The following is a 25,507-nucleotide window of genomic DNA, read 5'->3' as shown; positions in this document are numbered from 1 at the left end:
TTTAAAAATAATATAGGTTGATATATATAATTTTTTTTAAAAAAATAAAATTTTAATTATGTATATAATCTTAGTATCAAGAAAATTTAAAAATATTTTTAAGATCATTTTTTAAAATATAATTATAATGAATAAGCAATATACAATTAACTTGATAATATATTTCATATACAGCATGAATTTTAGTATTTATTTTGAAATAATTAGAAAATTATTTAATTTTGAATAAAAAGAAAATAATTAATATGAGTGTGAAATATAAAGATAATATTAATTAAACAATTAATAATACTTAGTGTTATTAAAATTTAATATTAGTATTTATAAAATTTTATGCAATCTAAAATAAAAAATAATTATTAAATTTAATAAAATAGTCATATATTTTTTACATTAAAATTTATTCATTAATGTTTCTAGTTCAACACGATTCGTTATTTTTGTATCTATTTTTAGATAAATACTTTTTTCTTCAGGTACAATAAGAATAGAAAATATACCTGGATGTTCTTTTAAGCATTTTTCTAAATTTAAAATATCTATATTTTTATTATTTAAAGCGAGACGTAAACTACTAAGATAAAGAGGTTCTTTTATTGAGAAACTAATAAATAGCCAGGATAATGTAATTAATATTCCAAATAAAAACACATTTTTTGCATTATATATTTCATAAATCCATCCTCCTATACTTCCTCCTATAGCTACTCCAAGAAATTGGCTAGTAGAGTAAAGAGCTATAGCAGTGCCTTTATAACCAATCGGTGATTCTTTACTAATTAATGATGGTAATATAGCTTCTATAAAGTTAAACGCAATAAAAAAAAGTTGTATACCAACTACTATTGACCAAAAATAATTACTTGCATGCCATAATATACTTTCTGCAATAAGTATAAGAATTATACAACTAATAAATACACGTTTAATACAGCGTTTGACTTCAGCATAAATAATTAATGGCATTACAATGATAAAAGAAATTAGCATGGTTATTAAATATAATTTCCAGTGTTCAGCAGTTGAAAAACCAACCTTTGTAAATTGGGATGGTAATACTACAAAACATGACATTAAAAGAATATGTAAGTAAAAAATACTTATATTTATTTTTAGGAGTTTTAGATTAGTTAATATATTAAGTATGCTACCTTTTACCATGTTCGATTCACGGTTTAATATATGATTTTTAGCATTAGGTACAATTACTAAAGTAATTATAATACTGAATCCAGCAAGAACTGCAGTTATCCAAAATAATACATGTAAATCAAATATATGAGTTATTATTGGTCCAATAATCATAGCTATAGCAAAAGTAATTCCAAAGCTAATGCCAATAAAAGACATAGCTTTGATACGGTTCTGTTCTCTAGTTAAATCTGATAACAATGCTATTACTGCAGCAGTAATAGCACCAGATCCTTGTAATGCTCTGCCTAAAATAATGCCCCAAATAGAAGTAGTATTTGCGGCAATTACACTACCAATAATAAAAAGTATTAATCCACTAATAATTATTGGTTTTCGACCAATATAATCAGAAAGTAGACCAAAAGGAATTTGAAATAATGCTTGAGTTAAACCATAAATACCAATTGCTAGACCAATCAAAACTTCAGAAGCATCATGTAGTGTCATACCATACGTCGTTAGTACTGGTAAAACCATGAACATTCCCAACATACGTAGAGAAAAGATTATACCTAACCCCCATGTAGCACGACGTTCTACTGGAGTCATTTTATTATCGTTCATTTTAACTCCTATAAATTCAAAATAATATTTTATAAAGTTTAAATTACTAGATATTAGTCAATACTTTTTTAGACATAGGAGTTACGAAATCTATCGACATCATTACACTTAATGAGATGATAGTGATAATTGAAAATATAAATATTTTACGTGCCCAAATTGTATTATTTGAAGTTTTTTTACCTAAAAACGCCATTCTAAGCCACCATATACTTAATACTGTAGCAATTATTAGATAATTATATCCAGTGTATCCGTTAAACGATAACATAAAAGTCGAAATCATAAATGCTAAAATATAAAGTATAATATGTATTTTAGCTATACGGATACCTTTAATTAATGGGAGTACAGGAATATTTGCTGCTTCGTAGTCTTTCAAACAAAAAATAGAAATTGCGTAAGAATGTGGTATTTGCCATAGACTGAAAATAGTCAATAAAATAAATGCTCCATCGTTAAATTTATTAGTAACAGCACAGTAACCAATTACTGGTGGTGTAGCTCCAGCAATACTACCAACTAATGTACCATAGATTGACTTTCTCTTCATATAAAGGCTATAAATCACTACATATACTACAAATCCTATTATAGCTAACCACATTGATAAAATATTTACTTCAATGTATATTAATATTAAACCTGTAAGACCTAATATTGTTGCATAAATAAGACTTAATTTTTTAGAAATTAAACCTTTCACTAGAACTCGATTTTTAGTTCTAGTCATTTTCATATCAATATCTCGATCAATAACATTATTAAAGATACAACTTGAGGCAATAACTAATGACATTCCAACTAAAGAACTAAAAAGCAAAAAATAATTTATATTGCCTTTTGCTGCTAATAAAAATCCACCAATTAAAGAAATTAAATTAGCAAAAATAATTCCTGGTTTTGTGACTTGTAGGCATTGTTTATTCATTACTAATGATATGCCATTGTATTATAATTAAGATGAGACATAATCCATATTGATCCAATTACAATAATTAATATAATAATTGCTGCAAATATTATGGATATAATGTTCCATCCATCTTCAGATTTTCTATCTAAATGTAAAAAATACTTTAAATGTACTTGTATTTGAATAATTGCACATACTAGCACTACAGTCATAGTAGTTATGTAGGGAGCTACTTTATTTATTAGTATCCAAAATGGTATTATTGTTAGAATAATAGAATATATAAATCCTTTAATATAAGACTTTACATTAATATCCAATAAATGTTTTTTTTTAATAAAATAAATCATTAAATAGATCCTATTAGATATACCACGGTGAATACACAAATCCAAATGATATCTAGAAAGTGCCAAAATAAACTAAGACACATCATACGAGTTTGATTAGTTATAGTTAGGCCACGTTGATAAATTTGAAAAATTAATACTAGCATCCAAATTAAACCAGAGAATACATGTAGACCATGAGTACCAATTAAAGTAAAAAATCCTGATAAGAAACCACTACGACTAGGACCGAATCCTTCAATTATTAATTTATGAAATTCATATAATTCCATTCCAATAAAAGTGCTTCCTAAAATAAATGTCAATGCCATCCAATTGATAACATGGTTTTTTTTTTGATATGGTATCTCAGCCATAGCTATACCATAGCTAATTGAACTGATTAACAATATCATTGTTTCTATTAGGATAAATGGTAACTTAAAAATATTTTTACCAACAGGGCCATCTGCAGTGTTATTGACCATTACTGCATAAGTTGCAAACAAAGTAGCAAAAATAATACAATCACTCATTAAATAGATCCAAAAACCAAAAATTTTATTTTTTTGAGTACTATCATGAGAGTTTTTTGTAAAATATTCAGTTGACATTATTTAAACCTGCTTTACTGATTTCATCAAAGTGTTTTTTTTCTATCTGTTCAATTTGAATAATTGGCACATAGTAATCCACATCTTCATCAAAGCTTTTTACAATCCAAGTTACAATCATGCCTAAAAAAGCAAAAATTGCCATCCACCAAATATACCAAACCATTGCAAAACCGAAAACGGTACCAAATGCAGCAATAATAATAGCTGTAGCTGTATTTTTTGGCATATGAATTTTTTCATATTTTTTTGGTTTCTGATAAGCTTTTCCTTTATCTTTCATTTCCCAAAATGCATCTCGTTCATTGATATGAGGTATAACAGCAAAATTATAAAAAGGAGGAGGTGAAGAAGTAGACCATTCTAAAGTACGACCTCCCCATGGGTCACCAATTAAATCACGGGTTTGGTTACGATTAATGATAGAGATATAGAACATAATAAACTGACAAATAATGCCACAAGCAATAATGATTGCACCTATTGCTGCAACTACTAACAAAGGATGAAATTCTGGATCAATATTCTGGCTTAGACGACGTGTCATACCCATAAATCCTAATACGTATAAAGGCATAAAAGCAACAAATAGACCTGTAATCCAAAACCAAAAAGCACGTTTTCCCCACGTTTCATTTAAAGTAAAACCAAATGCTTTTGGAAACCAATACGTTATTCCAGCCATACAACCAAAAACGACACCACCTAAGATAACATTATGAAAATGTGCTACTAAAAAAAGACTATTATGTAAAACGAAATCAGCACCCGGAACTGATAATAAAACACCAGCCATACCACCAATAGAAAATGTTACTAAAAATCCAAGAGTCCATAACATCGCTGAATTAAATTCAATTTTTCCTTGATATAAAGTAAATAACCAATTAAAAATTTTAACTCCGGTAGGAATTGCAATGATCATGGTCATTATACCAAAAAAAGCATTGACATTTGCTCCAGCACCCATAGTAAAAAAATGATGTAACCAAACAATAAACGACAATACAGTAATCGCAATAGTCGCCCACACTAGAGAAGTGTAACCAAACAACCTTTTTTTGGAAAAAGTAGCTGTAATTTCAGAAAATATACCAAAAATTGGTAAAACTAAAATATATACTTCTGGATGTCCCCAAATCCAGATCAAGTTGACGTACATCATCATATTACCTCCCATATTATTAGTAAAAAAATGGAAGTCTAAATAACGATCAAGTGTCAATAATGTTAATGTAACAGTTAATACTGGAAATGCTGCAATAATTAAAACATTAGTGCACAGTACAGCCCAAGTAAATATTGGCATTTTAAATAAATTCATACCAGGAGCACGCATTTTAAGAATAGTGACAAAAAAGTTAATACCAGTTAATGTTGTACCTATCCCAGACAATTGAAGACTCCAAATCCAATAATCTACACCAACTCCTGGACTGTATTCTATACTTGAAAGTGGAGGATAAGATAACCAACCTGTTTGAGCAAATTCACCTATACCTAACGATATATTAACTAAGATTACACCAATTATTGTGAACCAAAAGCTTAAGTTATTTAAAAAAGGAAATGCAACATCACGTGCACCAATTTGTAATGGTATAATAAGATTCATTAAACCTACTACAAATGGCATAGCTACAAAAAAAATCATAATTACACCGTGAGCAGTAAAAATCTGATTATAGTGATGTGGCGGTAAAATAGTACCATCTCCAGTCGAAGCTATCATTTGTTGCAATCGCATCATTATTGCGTCAGCAAAGCCTCTAAAAAGCATGATAAATGCTACAATAATATACATTATACCTAATTTTTTATGATCTACAGAAGTTAACCATTGAGACCATAGATATTGCCATTTGTTGAAATATGTAATAGTTGCAACAATCAACATACTTGTAAGGATTATACCAGTAACTGTAACCATGATAATTGGGTCATGATATGGCACTGCATCCAATGTTAATTTTCCAAACATCTTAACTATTCCTCATCGAGGCCTATAAAAAGTACTTCAATATTATCTATATTATCTATTTTAATATTAGTGCATATCCATTTTCTCATGGTTCATCATGAATGTATTAATAACTTTATTAAAAAGTATAGGATTCACTTTAGAGAAGTATTCTACCGGATTATTTTCGCTTGGTATTGCTAATTTCTTAAAATCTTTCATCGTTATCAGAATATTACTTGACGTTTTAACCTTAGTAATCCACTTTTGAAATTCTTCATTGTTTTTAGTTGCAATAGCTTTAAATTTCATTCCAGAAAAACCGTGACCACTAAAATTTGCAGAAATACCATTAAAAATCCCAGATTTATTAGCCATTAAGTTTAGTTTAGTTTGCATACCAGCCATAGCATAAATCTGACTACCTAATGTAGGAATAAAAAATGAATTCATAACTGAATTAGATGTAATTCTGAAGTAAACTGGAGTATTTATTGGAAAAGCGATCTGATTAATAGTTGCAATAGCTTGTTTTGGATAAATAAAAAGCCATTTCCAATCTAAAGCTATAACATCTATTTCAATAGGCTTTAATTTAGATATTAAAGGTTTACTTGGCTCTAATTCATGAGTTGATTTCCAAGTTAAGATTCCTAAAAAGAGGATGATAAAAAGTGGAATACTCCAAACTACAATTTCTACTTTATTTGAATGTGACCAATTAGGAGTATATTTTGAGTTATTATTAGTTGAACGGTATTTCCAAGAAAATATAATAGTCATTAATATTGCAGGAATAACAACGATTAACATTAATCCAAATGATGTTATAATTAACCAATGTTGTTTTATTGCAATTTGTCCTTTCGGATCTAATAGTGCACTATTACAACTGGTTAATAATGAATTCATTATTATTAATAATAAGATTTCATATTTTTTTTCGTATTTTTTAAGTTGCATTTAACAACCTCAATTGCAAGTATCTACTATTGTTATTTAAATATCTGTGCATTTTATAAAAAGGTTGATTTACTATAAATGAAATAATTTTTTTATATAGTTATAATTGATTTATTAATCATTATTCTCCTACTTCTAAAAAAAGGTATGAATTAAATTCAATACAAGTAGTAAAGTGTTTAATACAATAATTATATCGCTGATTAATAATAATTAAATAATAAGTGATAGGTACATATAATCATGACATATAATAGTACATGATTATGTATTTTAAATACAATTTATATAATTAAAAATTAATTTTTAATTATATAAAAATAACTATTTTGAATAAATTTTATTTTTAATTATTAGAACTCTAAATAATTAATTATTTAGAGTTCTGTTTAATAAAATTATGTATACTCAAATCTTGTGCCATGTTAGAAATAATATCGTTAATTGTAGAATTAAGCACATTAGCAATTTTTTGATTAGTTGCGATAAAAACACCTTCGGTGCTATGTGTTTGGCAATATTTTTTCAATAATTTATTTCCATTTTTGGCTGTAGAAATGATAGATAAATCTACCTTTGTCGTGATAGTGTAAAGCATGTTACCTTGTGTAATTTGCGTATGCAAAGTATTAATTATTATTTGTATTTCAATTGGACTAGTACCAATCATGTAACCACGTGCTATCATTTGTTTTTCTAAAACTTCTTGTAATAAAAAACATAGATCACGGGAAGGTTTCAAGATTACTAGCTTACCTCTACGATTAATTTTAGCCAATATGTTATTAGTTCGTTTATCTATACTATGTATATTAACAGTTAAACTCATAAGACTAGGATCTTGTTTAGGTAATTGAATATTTGGTTGAATATTTATCGTGTTATTATTGCTCGCACAACCAAATAAAATAAAACAAGAAAAAATAAATAATAGAATTCATATATTTTTTAACATATTTGTATGCATAATTTTTGTTTATAGAATCAATTTAATAAAATATTGATATCAAAATTTCAAATGTATTATAGTAATTAATAGGATAATATCAAAAATATTAAAGAAAGATTATTTTAACGAAAATATTCTGGTAATTTTTAATTATAAATAAAACTTTCTCATCACTTCTTTATGTAAGAAGTTAGTTATTATAAAATAATTTATTTTATTTTTTATTTAGTTAGCAAATATTTCTAGATAAAGTCTATATTTTTTTAGAAAAAATTTTTATCTTTCCTAAGTCGAATAGGACTTCAGTATAATACTGCCTAATTTAATTAATAAAAATATATATTATAGATATTAAAAATATTAAATTTATATTATAGATTCATCCTAATCATAACACTATATACTGAAGATTGATGTAATTTAAAAAACTTTTTTAATAGATTAAATTCTATGTATAGTATTTTAACATAGATTTTTAAAGATATATTATCAGATGAGATCTGAAGTTAACTGATTACGTTGTTTTTAAGGTGACAAAATGACATTTTTAGTGGAAAACACTCAAGGTTTAGACCGTCGCATTACGATTACTGTTGCTTCAGATATTATAGAAAGCGCATTTAAAAAAGAATTATCAAAAATGATAAGAAAAGTTCGGGTCGACGGATTTCGTAAAGGTAAAGTGCCAGAGAAGATTATCATTCAGCGCTATGGTACTTCTATACGCCAACAAGTTATAACTGAAATAATGTCGAATAATTTTGTTGATATTATTTTAAAAGAAAAAATGAATCCTGTGAGCACGCCTAATTATATAATGGGAGAATATAAAGAAGGTGAAGATTTAATCTATACAGTTGAATTTGAAGTATATCCAGAGTTCCAACTAAAAGGTCTAGATAATATAAAAATTGAAAATCCAATAGTTGATATAACAGATCAAGATATTGATCTTATGTTAAAAAAAATGCAGATACAACAAGCAAGTTGGAAAGTAACTGATGCTGCTGCAAACTTAGGTAATCGTGTAACAGTAGATTTTGTTGGTTTACTAAATAATATTGAATTTGAAGGTAGTAAAGTTTCTAATTTTATATTTTGTATAGGGCAAAATAAAATTATATATGGTTTCGAAGAAAATATTGTTGGCTATAAAGCTGGTGAAAATTTTACTATTAATGTTAATTTACCAAATAATTTCCATATAGAAAATTTAAGAAATCAAGAGGTAAAATTTAATATTTCAATTACAAAAGTTGAAATACTTGACATCCCAGAATTGACTGAAGATTTCATTAAACACTTTGGTGTAGAAGATATTTCTATCTCTGGTTTACGTTCTGAAATACGTAATAACATGGAGCGTGAATTAAAAAAAGTAATTCGTAATAAAATCAAGTCACAAATAATTAACTATTTAATTAATGCAAATGAATTTGATATTCCAGTTACCTTAATTAATAAAGAAATAAATAGCCTTCGACATCAAGCTTCTCAGTATAATAGTAAAGATAATCAAAAATTAGAGCTATCATCTGATTTAATTGAAAAACAAGCAAAAAGACGCATTAGTATTAGTTTACTACTAAGCGAAATTATTCGAATAAATGCAATAAAAGCAAATGAAAATCGGGTAAAAGCATTAATTGAAGAAATAGCTTCTGCATATGAAAATCCTCAAGAAATCATAAAATTATATATTAAAAACAAAGACTTAATGAATAATATTCGCAATATGGCCTTAGAAGATCAAGCAATTGATGAAGTATTAAAAAAAGCTAAAATTATTAATAAAAAAATTAATTTTCAAGATATAATGAATCATTATTCTACAATATAATTTATTGATAGTTTATTTTTTAAGTTAAGCCCGCAAACTAACTATTGCGGGTTTTCTATTTCATAGATTTATTTAATTAATTAAATTGAATTCTTTTAAAAATACATTCAAATTATTCCAGTAGGTATCCTATTAAGATAATAAATTTTATTAAAAGATAACAAAATAAAAATTAGCTAATTTATTATTCTAGCTTATCTTAAATTTGAGGATAGATATAAAATATTATGATATTTATTTAGGAGATGAACATTATGCCACATAGTAATAATAGTTTTATAGTTTCAAACATGACATTAGTACCTATGGTAATTGAACAAACTTCACGTGGAGAGCGATCTTACGATATTTATTCTCGTTTACTTAAAGAGCGTGTAATTTTTTTAACTGGACAAGTTGAAGATCATATGGCAAATTTAATTGTAGCACAAATGCTTTTTTTAGAAGCGGAAAATCCTGCCAAAGATATTTATCTTTATATTAACTCACCTGGTGGTGTCATTACTGCTGGTATGTCTATTTATGATACAATGAAATTTATTCAACCTGATATTAGTACTATTTGTATTGGCCAAGCTTCTTCAATGGCTTCATTTCTTTTATCTGCTGGAACAAAAGGTAAACGTTTTTGTCTTGCTAACTCACGAGTAATGATTCATCAGCCGTTAGGTGGTTATCAAGGTCAAGCTACCGATATTGAAATTCATGCACGAGAGATCTTAAAAGTAAAAAAACGTATTAACGAACTAATGGCTAAACACACTGGACAATCGCTTGAACAAATTGAACGTGATACTGAACGAGATTGTTTTTTATCTGCTAATGAAGCTGTTAAATATGGATTAGTTGACTCTATCTTGAAGCATCGATAATAAGACTTAAGTGTTAACTTTACACGTTATATCTCATGTAAGTAAACACTAAATTGATTAATATATAAAGTTCTTGTTGATGTATTATGTACTACACGTGATATAGTGACAGTATAATAATTTTTATTAAGGTTTCAGTTTTTGTTAGTTTTAAAAATTCAAAGAGGTTAATTGATGACAGAGCTGTTGTACTGTTCTTTCTGTGGTAAAAGTCAAAATGATGTACGCAAGTTGATTGCTGGACCATCAGTTTATATATGTAACGAATGTATTGATTTATGTAATGATATGGTTAGTGAAAAAACGAATAAAGTTACTCCATATCGTAGTAATAATGAATTACCTAAACCACATGAAATACGTCATCATCTTGATGATTATGTGATAGATCAGGAACACGCAAAAAAAGTATTAGCAGTAGCTGTTTATAACCATTATAAACGTCTACGTAATAGTGATACTAATAATGGAATAGAATTAGGAAAGAGTAATATTTTACTTATTGGTCCAACAGGTAGTGGTAAAACATTACTTGCTGAAACATTGGCTCGTTTTTTAGATGTACCATTTACAATAGCTGATGCCACTACTTTAACTGAAGCTGGCTATGTAGGTGAAGATGTAGAAAATATCATCCAAAAACTATTACAAAAGTGTGATTATAATGTTCAAAAAGCTCAACGCGGTATTGTTTATATTGATGAGATAGATAAAATTTCACGTAAATCTGATAATCCATCCATTACTCGTGATGTTTCCGGTGAAGGAGTACAACAAGCTCTACTAAAATTAATAGAAGGCACGATAGCTGCTGTTCCTCCACAAGGTGGCCGTAAACATCCTCAACAAGAATTTTTACAAGTTGATACATCTAAAATTTTATTTATTTGTGGTGGTGCTTTTGCAGGATTGAGTAAACTTATCTCTGAACGAATAGAAATAGGATCTAGTATAGGTTTTACTGCTACAATAAAAGACCAATTGCAAGAAAATAATGAAAATACACTATTATCTCAAGTTGCACCAGAAGACCTTATAAAATTTGGTTTAATTCCAGAATTTATTGGTCGTTTACCAGTAGTGGCTATTTTAAGTGAGTTGAGTGAAAAAGCATTAATTCGTATTTTACGTGAACCTAAAAATGCTCTAACTAAACAATATCAAGCATTATTTAATTTAGAAGGAGTTGAATTAGAATTTTGTGAGAATGCTCTTACTGCAATTGTTAAGAAAGCAAATTTACGTAAAACAGGTGCTCGTGGTTTAAGATCTATTGTTGAAGCAGTATTATTAGAAATAATGTACGATCTTCCATCTATGGAGAATGTTGAAAAAGTAGTTATTGATGAATTCGTTATTAATGGTCAATCTAAACCAATATTGATTTACAATACTAAACAAGATATTCAAGTTTTAGGTGAATAAATGATTGTGCTATATTGTTGTTTTAAAATGGATAAATGTTCTATTTAGTTTTTCTTTAATTGAAAACATTGAATGTATTACAAGAATCCCCATATAGTCAGTTATCTTAATAGGTTTAATCATTTTTATATATAACACAGTTCCCATTACTATGGCAGATACTACACTAAAAAGAGAGAGCTCTATGAATCCAGAGCGTTCTAAACGTATAAAAATTCCTGTGTTGCCGTTGCGCGACGTAGTAGTTTATCCGCACATGGTCATGCCATTGTTTGTCGGTCGAGAAAAATCTATTCGGTGCCTTGAAGCTGCAATGGATAATGATAAAAAAATAATGTTAGTTGCCCAAAAGGAAGCTTCAACCGATGAACCTGGTATAAATGAACTTTTTTCTGTAGGTACGATAGCTTCTGTATTACAGATGCTTAAGTTACCTGATGGCACAGTAAAAGTATTGGTAGAAGGATTACAACGCGCACGTATTACAACTTTATCTAATAATGAGGATCATTTTGTTGCTCAAGTTGAATATTTTATTTCACCTGATGTAGAAGAACGTGAACAAGAAGTATTAGTACGTACTGCTATTAATCAGTTTGAAGGATATATAAAACTTAACAAAAAAATACCACCTGAAGTATTAATTTCTTTAAATAGCATAGATGATGCTGCTCGTTTAGCTGATACAGTAGCGGCACATATGCCGTTAAAATTAGTAGATAAACAATCAGTATTAGAAATGTCGGATGTTAATGAACGTTTAGAATACTTAATGGCAATGATGGAATCAGAAATAGATTTATTACAAGTGGAAAAGCGTATTCGTAATCGTGTAAAAAAACAGATGGAAAAAAGTCAACGTGAATATTATTTGAATGAGCAAATGAAAGCTATTCAAAAAGAATTAGGAGAAATGGATGATACCCCAGATGAGTATGAGATACTAAAACGTAAAATTGAAGCAGCTAAAATGCCTACTGAAGTTCGTGAAAAAACTGAATCTGAATTACAGAAACTAAAAATGATGTCTTCAATGTCAGCAGAAGCAACTGTAGTTAGAAGTTATATTGACTGGATGCTTCAAGTTCCATGGCATGCTCGTAGTAAAGTAAAAAAAGATATATGTAAGGCACAGAAAACATTAGATACTGATCATTATGGTTTAGAGCGAGTAAAAGACCGTATTCTTGAATATCTTGCAGTGCAAAGTCGTATTAGCAAAATAAAAGGACCTATATTGTGTCTTGTCGGTCCACCTGGAGTAGGTAAAACTTCTTTAGGACAATCAATTGCAAAAGCTACAGGACGTAAATATGTTCGCATGGCTTTAGGTGGAGTACGTGATGAAGCAGAAATTCGTGGTCATCGTCGTACTTACATAGGTTCTATGCCAGGTAAAATTATTCAGAAAATGGCTAAAATTGGAGTAAAAAATCCTCTTTTTTTATTAGATGAAATAGATAAGATGTCTTTTGATATGCGAGGTGATCCAGCTTCAGCATTATTAGAAGTTCTTGATCCAGAACAAAATATTGCATTTAATGATCATTATTTAGAAGTCGATTATGACCTTTCTAATGTTATGTTTGTAGCTACATCAAATTCTATGAATATTCCAGCACCATTACTAGATCGTATGGAAGTTATTCGTCTTTCTGGTTATACTGAAGATGAAAAATTAAACATAGCAAGACAGCATTTATTAACTAAGCAAATACATCGTAATGCATTGAAAAAAAATGAAATCAATATTGATGATAGTGCAATTAATGGCATTATTCGTTATTATACTCGAGAGGCTGGTGTACGTGGCCTTGAACGAGAGCTTTCTAAATTATGTCGTAAAACAGTTAAATCCTTATTAATTGATAAAACAAAAAAAAGTATCACTATTAATGGTAACAACCTTAAAGATTTTCTTGGTGTGAAACGTTTTGATTATGGTCGTGCTGACAATGAGAATAGAATAGGTCAAGTCACTGGTTTAGCTTGGACTGAAGTCGGCGGAGATCTTTTGACTATTGAAACTGCTTGTGTTCCAGGTAAAGACAAATTAACTTACACTGGTTCTTTAGGGGAAGTAATGCAAGAATCTATTCAAGCAGCACTAACAGTAGTTCGTGCACGAGCAGATAAATTAGGAATAAATAGTAATTTTTATGAAAAACGTGATATTCATGTTCATGTTCCAGAAGGTGCAACACCAAAAGATGGTCCAAGTGCCGGTATTGCTATGTGTACAGCTTTAGTCTCTTGTTTAACTGGTAATCCTGTTCGTTCTGATGTAGCTATGACTGGAGAAATCACATTGCGTGGTCAAGTATTACCAATTGGTGGTTTAAAAGAAAAATTATTAGCTGCTCATCGTGGAGGAATTAAAATAGTTCTAATTCCAGATGAAAATAAGCGTGATTTGGAAGAAATTCCACAGAACATAATTGCAGATTTAAAAATACATCCAGTAAAGCATATTGAAGAAGTTTTAAGCCTAGCACTAGAAAATGAACCATATAGTATACAAGTTACAGCAGCAAAAGATCTTTAAAATAAAAATATTTACTTTAAATTAATTAAAAATTAATATCTACTCATATATATATGATTTACATAAATTATTTGAGTAATTTTAAATAAATGGTATGACTTTTAGCACTATAATTTATATACGATAGTATATTTTTTTAAAATCTTAGATGTATTAAATGTATTGGAGTAGTATCATAGCATGATGGATAATTTGCGTATAATCTCAAAGAATTTTATATTTAAAATTATTTTAGCATTAATTATTTTATCTTTTATAGTGACTGGTATAGGTAACTATCTAATTAGTAATAATGTTGATTATGCTGTTAAGATTAATGGACAAAAAATTGGACATGCTACATTAGAACAAATTTATAATAATGAAATAGAACGTCAACAAAAGATATTAGGTGATCAATTTTTTCAACTTATCAGTAATAAGTGGTATGTACAAGAAATACATCAAAAAGTTCTATCTCAATTGATAGATCAAGTATTATTTGAACAATACATTAAAGATTTAAATATTTTGATCAGCGATGATCAGGTAAAACAATCTATATTTAATCAGTTAGTTTTTCAAACCAATGGTAAATTTGATAATGACAAATATAAAAATTTACTTGCAAGTATAGGACTAACAGCTGATCAATATGCTGAAGCATTGCGTGAACAATTAGCTATTTGGCAATTGATTAATATTATTACTAATACAAACTTCATTCTTGAAGATGAAAAAAGTGATATATTAGAATTAATGTCTCAGCAACGCAAAGTTCGTACTGCCGTATTAGATATTAATATTTTATCTAAACAACAAACTGCAAGCGATAATGAAATAAAAGAATATTATGAACAAAATAAAAATATTTTTATGTCACCAGAGAGTTTTCGTTTAAGTTATATTAAGATTGATGCAAATAATTTAAAAGAAAAAGAAACTGCTAGCGAAGAAGAAATATATCAATGGTATAATAAAAATAAAACTAATTATTTACAACCACAGCGTAAACGTTTTAGTATTATTCAAACTAAAAGTAGAATAGATGCTGTAAATATTCTTAATGATTTAAAAAAAGGAAAAAAATTTTCTAATTTAGCTAAAACTAAGTCTATAGATATAATTTCTGCTCAAAAAGGAGGCGATATTGGATGGTTTGAAAAAAATAATATTCCAGATGAATTAAAAAAAATAAACTTAACTCAAAAAAATCAACTTTCTGGAATTATCAAATTACCTGTAGGATTTTTGATTGTCCGTTTAGATGATATCCAATCTGTAAAAATTAAACCATTATCTATACTGCATAAAATAATTGAAAATAATATTAAACAAGAAAAAGCACTTAATGCATTTTATAAAATACAAAGAAAAATAAGCATAGCTGCTAGTAAAAATAATAAATCACTAGACTATATTGCACAAGTTTCTGGGCTTAAAGTAATAGAAACTGGATGGATTACAAATAATAACATACCAGATAATATTAATTATTCTCAGATTAAACAATTAATATTCAATGGTAGCTTATTAGATTCAAATGGTTTTCCTGGTAATAATTCTGATTTAATAACTGTAAATAATCATATCGCTTTTATATTACGTATTAATGCGCATGTATTAGAAATACTTAAGCCATTAGATCAAGTCAAAACACAAATTATAAATATCATAAAGTATAATAAAGCAACACAGAAAGCAAAAATAAAAGCTAACAAAATTATAGCTGACTTAAAAGATGGAAAAAAAGATGCATTACAATCAGCAGGATTAATATTAAGTAATGAACAGTCTTTTGATCGTACTTCTCATGATCCTATAGCACAAGCTGCTTTTAATCTTCCAAGACCTATAGGTAACTCTTCTTCTTGGGGTATAGGAGAAGATATACATAAAAATATCATATTATTAACCTTAGATAAGGTTAGTCATATAAAGATATTAAAGCATCAAATTGATCAAATAATAGAAAGTTTTATTCAAAATAATGTGCAAATATGTTTTGAATCTATTATAAAAAATTTACATGAAAAAGCAAATATTAAATATGGCTAATTTAATTAAAATATTTTTTTATTTTAGTCTTAATTTTATCAGAATTAGCTAGATATTCAGATAATCCACGTGCACGTAAATAGCAAGAAGTACATTCTCCACACCCATCACCTTTTATTCCATTATAACAGGTTAAAGTTTCTGTACGTATTATTGATAATTTTTGTAAATAATCGGCTAATGCCCAAATTTCTGCTTTACTTAAATGCATTAAAGGTACTTCAAAACGAATGTTAATAGCCATGCCTAGGTTAACTGCATCGTTAAATGCTTGAATAAATTTTTTACGACAGTCTGGATATCCTGAAAAATCAGTTTCGCATACTCCTGTAATGACAACTTCTGCTCTTACTTGAAAAGCATAAATAGATGCTAGCGTCAAAAATAAAATATTACGTCCTGGTACAAAAGTATTTGGTAAACCATTTAGATTAGCATTATAACTAGATAAAGGAATATTATGATCTATTAGACTACTAACAGCTAAATCTTTCAATATTGAGACGTCTATAATTTTATGATTTTTCATACCTAGATTATATGCTAATTCAGTTGCAACTTCGATTTCTTTATGATGACGTTGTCCATAATAAAAAGTAATACAATGTATTTCATCATAAAGATTATTTGCTTGGATTAAACAGGTAGTTGAATCTTGTCCACCACTAAATAAGAGAACAGCTCGTTTCATTTTTAATACCAATATATTGATTTAGTATTATCAAATTAAAAAAAATAAATTTATATTAATATATATATCATATATTAATAATTATTAGTGTAAAATAAACATGTACAATTAATTTTAATATTTTATTATTAATAATAAATTGATTATTGATTTTTTCTAAAAAATATTTTATTAATATAAAAATATATAATAGTATTTTAATTATTAAATTATTAGTAAAATATAAGATATTTTATTTCAATAGAGGTTTTGTTGCTTTCCTACAACGATAGCTTGTGAATTCGGTCAGAGCTGGAAAGAAGCAGCCGTAGCAAGTGATTCTCGTGTGTCTGGATATAGTACACAAAACCTCTACCAGTTATAGTAAACAATAATAAATAATAATGAACAACAATGAAGTTATCTATCATTATTAGTAATAGTTTAATACATTAGTAATAATTTACTACTTAAGATTAGTTTTATCTTCTAATTCAATAATTATTAGATATATATATATAATTAATATATATAATTAAAATTTAATTTGCAGTAACTAAATATCCTATAAATTAGACTTTTAATTATTGTAATTAGAGATTGCTTAATTTAAATACATTACTTTTATATTTTACTTTCTTTCTTTAAAGTTATTACTTATTTTTAAAATTTTCTTTAGTTTATTATTCATTAATATCATTATTAAATAATGATTACATTAATTTGTTTTGAAAGATTTTAAGTATCTAAAAAGCATAGATAATTTTTATCTATGCTAAATAACTGTTAATTAAAATGATGTTTTTTTAAAGAAATATTTTTTCTTGTTAGATTTCTTTTAAAATAAAAAAATTATTGTTCTTTTAAAACAACAAATTCTAAAATATTTGAATCTACACTTAAAAAGATAGATAAAATTTTTCAAAAATAAAAATAACACTAAAACTTTTCTAGTTTTATGTATTTTATAAAATAAAGTTAATTATGCTTATGATTTATAAATTTTATTATTTATAATGACTAACATTTTTTAATAGCTGAGTTTAATTAATTTAAAATAAATACTATGAGCTATAAAGTACTTGCACGAAAATGGCGTCCACAAATTTTTGCCGATGTAGTAGGTCAAAAGTATGTATTGGCAGCATTAACCAATGGTTTATCGCAAAAACGTATTCATCATGCTTATCTTTTTTCTGGTACTCGTGGAGTAGGTAAAACGTCAATTGCTCGTTTATTTGTAAAAGGTCTTAATTGTGAAATTGGCATAACCGAAATACCATGTGGGCAATGTAAAAATTGCCGTGAAATTGAAGAAGGACACTTTATAGATTTAATCGAAATTGATGCTGCATCTCGTACTAAAGTAGAAGATACGCTGGATTTGCTAGATAATGTACAATATGCATCAGTTTGTGGAAGATTTAAGGTCTATTTAATTGATGAAGTACATATGCTATCACGCCATAGTTTTAATGCATTATTAAAAATACTTGAAGAGCCACCATTACATGTAAAATTTTTATTAGCTACTACTGAACCACAAAAATTACCGAGTACTATTATTTCACGTTGTTTACAGTTTCATCTTAAATCCCTAAGCATTGAACAGATTCAACAACAACTTGAATATATTTTAAAACAAGAACATATTCAATCAGAACCACGAGCACTTTACTTAATATCAAATGCTGCTCATGGTAGTATGCGTGATGCCTTAAGTTTGACTGAACAAGCAATAGCTATAGGGCATGGTTCTATAAGAAGAAAAATTGTAGTTGAAATGTTAGGTATGTTAGATGATGAACAGCCTTTATCTCTGATTGAAGCACTTGTAGAAGGTAAAGTTTCAGAAGTTATGGAATTACTTAATTATGTAGCTTTACAAAGTATAGAATGGGAATCGTTATTAGTAGAAATGATACGTTTATTGCATCGTATTGCTATGATACAATTACTACCAACATCTTTAAAATTTTTTAATGATGATAACCCTAAAAATATGCAACGTCTATGTTGTTTAGCACGTGTATTACCACCTACTGATGTACAATTATATTACCAAATTTTATTAATGGGACGCAAAGAATTGCCATTAGCTCCAAATCATCGATTAGGTGTAGAAATGACTATGTTACGTGCATTAGTATTTCATCCACAAGAAAACATATCCTACCCTATTCAAGAACCAATTTTAAAAACACAAAAATGCTCTCAATTTTCATCAGAGTATGAAAATACAAAATTACACACAGTAAAAAATCTTACATATGAAAATTTATTCCCATTATCATCTAATTCTGAAGAGATATCTAAATTAGATAACATGCCGAACACAATTAATCATCTATTAAAAGCAAGATCACAACTGTTAAAGGAGAATAAATTAAAAAAAAGTAATGTAACAGACAATATTACAGAGAATATAAAACAGAATATAGATAAATTTCCTATTACAACACTAGATAAACTTAAGTTATCTTGCTGGGAAAATAATCAAAAATCTAATGATGATCCACTAGTTACTACATATAAAAACTTAGAACTTAATCATAAGATTATTAATAAAAATGATATTATTAGTAAAATTAAAAAAAAAACTAATACAGACGAATTATCCGTAACACAAGAAGTTCTCAATGAAAAAAGACGGGATATTGAAGAGTGGATATCTGAAATCACAACATTTGTGCTACCAGAGTCAGCAAAGCAACTTGCACTAAATTCTTGGAAAGAAATAAATGAAAAAGGAATAGTTACTTTACACTTACGTAGTAGCCATCAGCATTTAAATTCTACTGATGTGTATAAATTATTACAAGATGCTATTAGTAAAAATAGGAATAAATTAATTAAATTAATTATTATTATTGATGATGATTATTCAAAATCATTGACACCTATAGAATGGTATCATTCTATATATCAAAAAAAATTAAAAAAAGCGCATCAATCTATTAAAAATGATATTTATGTTCAAACATTGCGTCAATTATTCGATGCTGATTTGGACGAAGAGAGTATTATACCTATATAAACATGCTGGTGTTCTTTAACTGTATACAGCTCTAGCAGAGAGAAAATATTATGTTTGGTAAAGGCGGATTAAGTAATTTGATGAAACAAGCCCAACAAATGCAAGATAAGATGGCTAAAATTCAAGCAGAAATAGCAGCTTTAGAGGTAACAGGAGAATCAGGTGCAGGTCTAGTAAAAGTAACTATAAACGGCGCTCATAATTGTCGGCGTATTAAGATAGATCCTAGCTTACTAGAAGATGATAAAGAAATGTTAGAAGATTTAATTGCAGCTGCATTTAATGATGCTGCTCGTCGTATAGTTGAAAATCAAAAAGAAAAAATAGCTGCTGTCTCTGCTGGTATGCAATTACCACCAGGGTTTAATATGCCTTTTTAATGTTATTAATATATTTTTTAAACTTTATTATTATGGATATATTTTATTTGTAGGTGATATATAGTACAAGCCGAAATTAATGTAGTAAATTATTTTTAAAATCTTAAAATCATATAAAAGTTCTAAGTAAAAATAATTTTTTATATAATCTATATATAAATATATACATTACTATAATATCAAGAAAATAAAAAATAATAATTTATGTAATATAATTTGAATATAATCCATGTTATAATTAAAAGTAATTAACAAATTAGATATAATAAAAAAATTAAATCTTGTTCTTTATTGATTAGATTAAACTAACTTGAAATTTTCTTTCATTATTCCCATTTTAAACTCGACTTTCGATTAACTGTATTTTGTTGAGGTAATAATTATTATGCAAGGGCAAGAAACACGTACTTTTCAATCAGAAGTAAAACAACTTTTAAATATGATGATACATTCTCTTTATTCAAATAAAGAGATTTTTTTACGTGAACTTATTTCTAATGCTTCTGATGCTGCTGATAAATTACGATTCCTTGCTTTGTCTACACCGGATTTATATGAAGGTAATGGGAATTTACATGTGCGTATATCTATTAATAAAGAAAATCGTACATTGACTATTACGGATAATGGTATTGGTATGCGCCGTGATGAAGTAATTGAAAATATTGGCACTATTGCACAGTCTGGTACTAAAAATTTCATAAAATCTATGGGGTCAAGTCAAATACAAGATAATCAATTAATTGGTCAGTTTGGCGTTGGTTTTTATTCAGCATTTATTGTAGCTGATAAAGTTACTATACGCACGCGGGCAGCAGGTGTAAAAATAGAGGAAGGTGTATTTTGGGAATCATCTGGTGAGGGAGAATATACCTTAGCAAATATTGAAAAAAATGATCGAGGAACTGAAGTGATATTACATTTTCGTAAAGGTGAAGATGAGTTTCTTGATATGTCACGAGTACGTAGTGTTATTAGTAAATATTCTGATCATATCGCATTACCAGTAGAAATGGAAATCAAAAAAGAAGACAGTAATATATTTACTTGGGAAAAAATTAATAAAGCTCAAGCATTATGGACACGCACTAAATCTGAAATAAGTGTTGATGAATATAAAGAATTTTATAAGCATATTGCCCATGATTTTAATGATCCACTTATTTGGACTCATAATCGAGTTGAAGGTAAACAAGAATACACTAGTTTATTATATATTCCATCACAAGCACCTTTTGATATGTGGAATCGTGATATTAAATACGGCTTAAAACTTTATGTACAACGTGTTTTTATTATGGATGATACAAAGCAATTTATACCCAATTATTTACGTTTCATACGTGGTTTGATTGATTCGAATGATTTGCCTCTAAATGTATCACGTGAGCTTTTACAAAATAGTCGTATTACTCAGAGCTTAAGGTCTTCAATAATTAAAAGAACTTTACAAATGTTAGAAAAACTAGCTAAAGATGATGAAGAAAAATATAATCAATTTTGGAAAGAATTTGGTATGGTTTTAAAGGAAGGACCAGCAGAAGATCATGAAAATCAACAAGCAATTGCCAAATTACTTCGTTTTACTACTACTTATAGTAAAGATTCTACTCAAAATATTTCTTTAGATAGTTATCTAAATCGAATGGTAAAAGGCCAAGAAAAAATTTATTTTATTACATCAGATAGTTATGCTGCAGCAAAAAGTAATCCACATTTAGAAATTTTCTATAAGAAAGGCATTGAAGTACTATTACTTTCTGATCGTATTGATGAATGGATGATGAGTTACCTTGTCGAATTTAACGGTAAACATTTTCAATCTGTTAGTAAAGTAGATAATTCTTTAAATAAATTAAATAATGAAGAAGAAAATGCAGAAGTTGTAGCACATAAAAAAGAATCAGAAAAGCATTTTGAAGCATTTATTAAACGAGTAAAAAATCTATTAGGTGATCGTGTTAAAGAAGTACGTTTAACACATCGTTTAACTGATACACCAGCGATTGTCATTACAGATGAAAACGAAATAACCACACAAATGGCTAAGCTTTTTGCAGCAGCAGGTCAAAATGTTCCAGAAGTGAAGTATATTTTTGAAATTAATCCGAATCATAGTTTGATAAAACGTATAGCTGATATTCAACAAGAAGAGCTTTTTATTGAATGGATAGAATTATTATTAGAACAAGCTTTACTAGCTGAACGAGGTACTTTAAACGATCCTCATAAGTTTATTCGTCGTATAAATCAACTATTAATAACACATTAAACATATTGAGTTAAATTCATTACATACGTATATGATGCTTAAATTTATTTTTAACTTTACTAATTTATTTTTGTTAATGAAATAAAATATAAATATAAATATAAATATAAATAAATTTATACGAGGTAATAATTTCTCGTATGAATTTGTTTCAATGAAAATATTTTAAAAATAAACTATATTTATGATTAAAATAGTAATTTTCAAATTAATTAGGATTTTAAGTAATTTAGGATTTTAAGTAATGAATTTAAAAGAATTATAAGATATTTTAAATTTGATATTAATATCAATATATCAATACAATTTTGCCTATGTTTTATTAGATAATCCTTTTTTTTAAAAAATTTAAAATATTAGATTTAAGAAATATTTTATATTTTTGCTTTCTTTACTTTAAATAAAAATATTTTTTTAATATTAAATTATATAACTATAAGGAGAAGTGATGAAATGCGGATTATTTTGCTTGGAGCACCTGGAACAGGTAAAGGAACTCAAGCTAAATTTATTACAAAAAGATATAGTATTCCACATATATCTACAGGAAACATGTTACGTTTGTCTATGAATACAAATAATGAAATAGGGCAAAAGGTAAAAAATATTGTAAATTCTGGAAAACTAGTATCAGACGATTTAATATTAATGTTGATTAAAGAACGTCTTCTTTGTGAAGATTGTAAAAATGGATTTTTATTTGATGGGTTTCCACGTACTATATTTCAAGCAGAAACTATCAAACAAGCAGGTATTAATATAGATTGTGTGCTAGAATTTTATGTACCAAAAGAATTAATCATTGAACGTATTACCGGTCGTCGTGTACATTTACAATCTGGAAGAATATATCATATTAAGTATGATCCACCTAAGATAGAGAATAAAGATAACATTACAGGAGAAGAACTTAGCATAAGAAAAGATGATACAAAAGAAACTATAAATAAACGTCTTATAGAGTATAGTCATTCAACTTTACCTTTAATTGATTATTATCATAAAGAAGCTATAAAAGGACACATTCTGTATCAGAAAATTGATGCTAGCCTGCAAATTTCTAAAATAAATAATTATATAATTAATCTATTTGATAAATATTTTTTAAAAAATAAATAAATAAATAATTTAAAAAAAAATTTTAAAAATTTAATTGAAAATTATTTAATTATTTAATTTAAATTAATAAGATATTAAAAGAATTTTGAAAAACATGGGTTTTTATTAGTCAACATTTTGTAAATAAAAGTATAGTATATTATATCAAGTATAAATTAATAGAATTTATACTTATTTAAATAATATATAAGATATTTTTAATAAAAAGAACATTATAATATTTATAGATGTTTTATTACCCAGTTAATACTTCTACTAGCATATTCTTTTGGAAGTATACTTATAAGATTATTTAGCGCTGTAGAAAGACGTACATGATCTATATCTACTAAGTTAAGATGACCCATTTTCCGATTAATACGTACTTCTTTATTATACCAATGAAGATGTACTAATGGTTGTTTTAACCATGAAAGGTTTAAATGAGTACCAATTAAATTAATCATTACAGACGAAGCGAAAACTATAGGATTTGGTAATGGTAAACCTAGCAATGCCCGTAAATGTAATTCAAATTGACTAATAGAAGCACCGTTTTGTGTCCAATGACCACTATTATGCACACGAGGTGCTAACTCGTTAATTAATAATCCTGTGGGCGTAATAAAACATTCCATTGCCATGACACCTACATAATTTAAGTGATTCATTATTTTACTCAACATATCTTCAGCTTGTTTTTGTTGAACATTGAACTTAGAAAAAGCAAAATTAATACATAAAATACCTTTTTGATGTAAATTATATGCAAGTGGATAAAAAACTATTTTTCCATCATAACCTCTTGCTCCAATTAAAGATACTTCATTACTGAAATTAATGTTTTGTTCAACAATACATTTTCCATAGTATTTATTTGGAATTGTTTTAGTTTCATGAGAATATATACTCCATTGACCACGACCATCATATCCACCAGTACGTAATTTAACAATTACTAACTCTCCTAATAACCTAAATATTTGAGTCCATTCATCTTGATCAGATAATAATTGCCAAGGTGCAGTAGATAAGTTAAGTTTATTTAAAAGTTTTTTTTGCATTAAACGATCAGCTAAACATTGAAAAATATCACGATTAATAAATGATGGATGATTAGATAACTCGTTAGTGAGTAAGTTTTTAGGCCAATATTCTACTTCACTAGTAATTATACTTTCAGCTATTATATTTTTACCTATAGGTAGATCAGTAGGTTTAGTATCTAATCCTATAGTATACACTGTAAGACCCAATGGCTGACCTGCTTGACATAACATACGTCCTAGTTGACCGTTACCAAGAACACATATAGGCTGCATCATATGTTTTCTCTAGGATCAGAGTTGTTCAATACCCTATCAGTTTGTTTCTGACGCCAATTAATTAAACGAATTTGTAACATATTATCATGCATTGCCAAAATTTGTGCAGCTAGTAAAGCTGCGTTTACAGCACCAGTTTTACCGATAGATAAAGTGCCGACTGGAATTCCACTTGGCATTTGTAAAATAGAATAAAGACTATCTATTCCATTTAATACAGTACTTGAGATTGGAACTCCTAGAACGGGGATTAATGTTTTAGCTGCTAACATTCCAGGTAAATGTGCAGCACCACCAGCACCAGCAATAATTACCTGTAAGCCATTCTGTAAAGCTGTTTCTGCAAAATGAAATAGTTTATCAGGAGTCCGATGTGCAGAAATCACTTCAACGTGAATAGATAAATCTAATGAATTAAGAATTTCTTCAGCAAATTGCATGGTCATCCAATCTTTTTTGGATCCCATGACGATAGCAATACGAGTTGGATTAGAGTTAAGTTCCATGTAATATAAGT

19 protein-coding genes and 1 other RNA gene are annotated in these 25,507 nt (G+C 27.5%); 10 read left to right on the top strand and 10 right to left on the bottom strand.

Annotated features, from left to right (window positions below; all coding sequences use genetic code 11):
* Positions 1-393 precede the first annotated feature (393 nt).
* From FD728_RS02335 to FD728_RS02305, 7 genes are all read right to left on the bottom strand, one after another.
* Positions 394-1,758, bottom strand: a complete 1,365-nt coding sequence (locus tag FD728_RS02335; protein WP_159934380.1) for an MFS transporter — start codon at positions 1,756-1,758, stop codon at positions 394-396.
* A 46-nt stretch (positions 1,759-1,804) separates the two neighbouring features.
* Positions 1,805-2,689 (bottom strand): heme o synthase, encoded by an 885-nt coding sequence (gene cyoE / locus FD728_RS02330; protein ID WP_159934378.1) that lies wholly within the window; start codon positions 2,687-2,689, stop codon positions 1,805-1,807.
* A gap of 2 nt (positions 2,690-2,691) precedes the next feature.
* Positions 2,692-3,024, bottom strand: a complete 333-nt coding sequence (gene cyoD, locus FD728_RS02325; protein ID WP_159934376.1) for a cytochrome o ubiquinol oxidase subunit IV — start codon at positions 3,022-3,024, stop codon at positions 2,692-2,694.
* On the bottom strand, positions 3,024-3,617 hold the full coding sequence (cyoC, locus tag FD728_RS02320; protein WP_159934374.1) for a cytochrome o ubiquinol oxidase subunit III: 594 nt from the start codon (positions 3,615-3,617) through the stop codon (positions 3,024-3,026). Before cyoC ends, cyoD begins: the two co-directional genes overlap by 1 nt.
* Positions 3,607-5,598, bottom strand: a complete 1,992-nt coding sequence (cyoB, locus tag FD728_RS02315) for a cytochrome o ubiquinol oxidase subunit I (protein WP_159934372.1) — start codon at positions 5,596-5,598, stop codon at positions 3,607-3,609. The genes cyoC and cyoB overlap by 11 nt, the downstream gene beginning before the upstream one ends.
* A 66-nt stretch (positions 5,599-5,664) precedes the next feature.
* Positions 5,665-6,540, bottom strand: a complete 876-nt coding sequence (gene cyoA / locus FD728_RS02310; RefSeq protein ID WP_159934370.1) for a ubiquinol oxidase subunit II — start codon at positions 6,538-6,540, stop codon at positions 5,665-5,667.
* Between the two features lie 373 nt (positions 6,541-6,913).
* Positions 6,914-7,477, bottom strand: a complete 564-nt coding sequence (locus FD728_RS02305) for a YajG family lipoprotein (protein ID WP_236261820.1) — start codon at positions 7,475-7,477, stop codon at positions 6,914-6,916.
* A gap of 550 nt (positions 7,478-8,027) precedes the next feature.
* Between FD728_RS02305 and tig the strand changes: the two genes are divergently transcribed.
* From tig to ppiD, 5 genes are all read left to right on the top strand, one after another.
* Positions 8,028-9,329, top strand: a complete 1,302-nt coding sequence (gene tig, locus FD728_RS02300; protein ID WP_159934368.1) for a trigger factor — start codon at positions 8,028-8,030, stop codon at positions 9,327-9,329.
* A 254-nt stretch (positions 9,330-9,583) separates the two neighbouring features.
* Positions 9,584-10,201, top strand: coding sequence for an ATP-dependent Clp endopeptidase proteolytic subunit ClpP (gene clpP / locus FD728_RS02295; RefSeq protein WP_159934366.1), 618 nt, complete (start codon positions 9,584-9,586; stop codon positions 10,199-10,201).
* A 174-nt stretch (positions 10,202-10,375) separates the two neighbouring features.
* The gene (gene clpX / locus FD728_RS02290; RefSeq protein WP_159934364.1) at positions 10,376-11,626 is read left to right on the top strand and encodes an ATP-dependent protease ATP-binding subunit ClpX; all 1,251 of its coding nucleotides are present in this window, start codon (positions 10,376-10,378) and stop codon (positions 11,624-11,626) included.
* 184 nt (positions 11,627-11,810) lie between these two features.
* Positions 11,811-14,171 carry an endopeptidase La gene (gene lon, locus FD728_RS02285; protein ID WP_159934503.1) on the top strand — a complete coding sequence of 787 codons (2,361 nt, stop codon included), beginning with the start codon at positions 11,811-11,813 and terminating at the stop codon, positions 14,169-14,171.
* 180 nt (positions 14,172-14,351) lie between these two features.
* Complete coding sequence (ppiD, locus tag FD728_RS02280) at positions 14,352-16,208, top strand: peptidylprolyl isomerase (protein WP_159934362.1); 1,857 nt, start codon at positions 14,352-14,354, stop codon at positions 16,206-16,208.
* A 1-nt stretch (position 16,209) separates the two neighbouring features.
* On the opposite strand, the gene queC is transcribed toward ppiD, so the two are convergent.
* On the bottom strand, positions 16,210-16,899 hold the full coding sequence (queC, locus tag FD728_RS02275; protein ID WP_159934360.1) for a 7-cyano-7-deazaguanine synthase QueC: 690 nt from the start codon (positions 16,897-16,899) through the stop codon (positions 16,210-16,212).
* A 249-nt stretch (positions 16,900-17,148) separates the two neighbouring features.
* Between queC and ffs the strand changes: the two genes are divergently transcribed.
* From ffs to adk, 5 genes are all read left to right on the top strand, one after another.
* Positions 17,149-17,247, top strand: an RNA gene (gene ffs / locus FD728_RS02270) — signal recognition particle sRNA small type.
* Between the two features lie 697 nt (positions 17,248-17,944).
* Entirely contained in the window at positions 17,945-19,915 is a 1,971-nt protein-coding gene (gene dnaX, locus FD728_RS02265) for a DNA polymerase III subunit gamma/tau (RefSeq protein WP_159934358.1), read from the top strand.
* A gap of 50 nt (positions 19,916-19,965) precedes the next feature.
* On the top strand, positions 19,966-20,295 hold the full coding sequence (locus tag FD728_RS02260) for a YbaB/EbfC family nucleoid-associated protein (RefSeq protein ID WP_159934356.1): 330 nt from the start codon (positions 19,966-19,968) through the stop codon (positions 20,293-20,295).
* A gap of 379 nt (positions 20,296-20,674) precedes the next feature.
* Positions 20,675-22,567: a molecular chaperone HtpG gene (gene htpG, locus FD728_RS02255; protein ID WP_159934501.1), complete on the top strand. Its 1,893-nt coding sequence runs from the start codon at positions 20,675-20,677 to the stop codon at positions 22,565-22,567.
* 453 nt (positions 22,568-23,020) lie between these two features.
* On the top strand, positions 23,021-23,686 hold the full coding sequence (adk, locus tag FD728_RS02250; RefSeq protein WP_159934354.1) for an adenylate kinase: 666 nt from the start codon (positions 23,021-23,023) through the stop codon (positions 23,684-23,686).
* A 221-nt stretch (positions 23,687-23,907) separates the two neighbouring features.
* On the opposite strand, the gene purK is transcribed toward adk, so the two are convergent.
* Positions 23,908-24,987 carry a 5-(carboxyamino)imidazole ribonucleotide synthase gene (gene purK, locus FD728_RS02245; protein ID WP_159934499.1) on the bottom strand — a complete coding sequence of 360 codons (1,080 nt, stop codon included), beginning with the start codon at positions 24,985-24,987 and terminating at the stop codon, positions 23,908-23,910.
* Positions 24,987-25,496 (bottom strand): 5-(carboxyamino)imidazole ribonucleotide mutase, encoded by a 510-nt coding sequence (gene purE, locus FD728_RS02240; RefSeq protein WP_159934352.1) that lies wholly within the window; start codon positions 25,494-25,496, stop codon positions 24,987-24,989. Before purE ends, purK begins: the two co-directional genes overlap by 1 nt.
* Positions 25,497-25,507 lie beyond the last annotated feature (11 nt).

Origin of the sequence: Pantoea sp. Aalb, from assembly GCF_009829985.1 — a bacterium.
GTDB lineage: Bacteria > Pseudomonadota > Gammaproteobacteria > Enterobacterales > Enterobacteriaceae > SZZU01.
Note: the sequence above shows the minus strand (reverse complement) of the source record. Positions and strands in the feature narration are given on the sequence as shown.

Coding starts and splice junctions, on each gene's coding strand:
- FD728_RS02335 (WP_159934380.1), bottom strand. CDS start 1,758: ATGAACGATAATAAAATGACTCCAGTAGAACGTCGTGCTACATGGGGG.
- cyoE (WP_159934378.1), bottom strand. CDS start 2,689: ATGAATAAACAATGCCTACAAGTCACAAAACCAGGAATTATTTTTGCT.
- cyoD (WP_159934376.1), bottom strand. CDS start 3,024: ATGATTTATTTTATTAAAAAAAAACATTTATTGGATATTAATGTAAAG.
- cyoC (WP_159934374.1), bottom strand. CDS start 3,617: ATGTCAACTGAATATTTTACAAAAAACTCTCATGATAGTACTCAAAAA.
- cyoB (WP_159934372.1), bottom strand. CDS start 5,598: ATGTTTGGAAAATTAACATTGGATGCAGTGCCATATCATGACCCAATT.
- cyoA (WP_159934370.1), bottom strand. CDS start 6,540: ATGCAACTTAAAAAATACGAAAAAAAATATGAAATCTTATTATTAATA.
- tig (WP_159934368.1), top strand. CDS start 8,028: ATGACATTTTTAGTGGAAAACACTCAAGGTTTAGACCGTCGCATTACG.
- clpP (WP_159934366.1), top strand. CDS start 9,584: ATGCCACATAGTAATAATAGTTTTATAGTTTCAAACATGACATTAGTA.
- clpX (WP_159934364.1), top strand. CDS start 10,376: ATGACAGAGCTGTTGTACTGTTCTTTCTGTGGTAAAAGTCAAAATGAT.
- lon (WP_159934503.1), top strand. CDS start 11,811: ATGAATCCAGAGCGTTCTAAACGTATAAAAATTCCTGTGTTGCCGTTG.
- ppiD (WP_159934362.1), top strand. CDS start 14,352: ATGATGGATAATTTGCGTATAATCTCAAAGAATTTTATATTTAAAATT.
- queC (WP_159934360.1), bottom strand. CDS start 16,899: ATGAAACGAGCTGTTCTCTTATTTAGTGGTGGACAAGATTCAACTACC.
- dnaX (WP_159934358.1), top strand. CDS start 17,945: ATGAGCTATAAAGTACTTGCACGAAAATGGCGTCCACAAATTTTTGCC.
- FD728_RS02260 (WP_159934356.1), top strand. CDS start 19,966: ATGTTTGGTAAAGGCGGATTAAGTAATTTGATGAAACAAGCCCAACAA.
- adk (WP_159934354.1), top strand. CDS start 23,021: ATGCGGATTATTTTGCTTGGAGCACCTGGAACAGGTAAAGGAACTCAA.
- purK (WP_159934499.1), bottom strand. CDS start 24,987: ATGCAGCCTATATGTGTTCTTGGTAACGGTCAACTAGGACGTATGTTA.
- purE (WP_159934352.1), bottom strand. CDS start 25,496: ATGGAACTTAACTCTAATCCAACTCGTATTGCTATCGTCATGGGATCC.